1 protein-coding gene is annotated in these 871 nt (G+C 69.5%); it reads right to left on the reverse strand.

The features are described from left to right. On the reverse strand, positions 1–871 hold an 871-nt coding region (locus tag AC1DWF_RS33135), incomplete at both ends, for an LLM class flavin-dependent oxidoreductase (RefSeq protein WP_476842744.1).

Below are 871 nucleotides of genomic sequence, written 5' to 3' on the forward strand. Positions count from 1 at the left end.
TCTCCCGCACCATCGGCATCACCTTCGTCGCGTAGAGCTCGATGCTGCGCATCAGCTTCTCGTGCGGCAGCGCGCCGGCGCTGTACTTCATCTGGAAGCGCTGGACGCCCAGCGCCTTCACCGTCGCCGCAATCTTGCGCGCGACCGTCTCCGGCGATCCCACATAGAGCGAGCCCTGGCTGGCCTCGCGCTCGAACTCCGYGTGGTTCATCGGGCCCCAGCCGCGCTCGGCGCCGATGCGGTCGCGCATGCGCCTGTAGTCCGGCCAGAGCTCCTCGCGCGCCTGCGCATCGGTGTCCGCGACATAGCCGGGCGAATGCACGCCGATCGGCCGCAGCTCCTGGCCGAGCTTGTCGCAGGCCTGCCGGTACAGCTCCGCATAGGGCGCGAAGCGCAGGGGATCGCCGCCGATGATGGCGAGCATCAGCGGCAGGCCGTGACGTGCCGCGCGGATCACGGAATCCGGGCTGCCGCCCACGCCGATCCAGGTCTTCAGCGGCCCGTGCTCGACCAGCGGATAGACGCGCTGGTCCTTCAGCGCGGGGCGCGTCATGCCGTGCCAGCTCACGGGATCCTGCGGCAGCAGCTTCACGAAGAGGTCCAGCTTCTCCTCGAAGAGCTGCTCGTACTGGTCCAGCTCGAAGCCGAAGAGGGGAAAGGATTCCGTGAAGGAGCCGCGCCCCAGGATCACCTCCGCGCGCCCGTTCGAGGCCGCGTCCAGGGTCGAGAAGCGCTGGAAGACGCGCACGGGGTCGTCGGAGCTCAGCACCGTCACGGCCGAGCCGAGCCTGATGCGCTGCGTCTGCCCGGCGATGGCCGCCAGCACCATCTCCGGCGAGGAGACCGCGAAATCCTCGCGGTGGTGCTCGCC

Source organism: Aminobacter sp. P4_D5 (assembly GCF_056401815.1).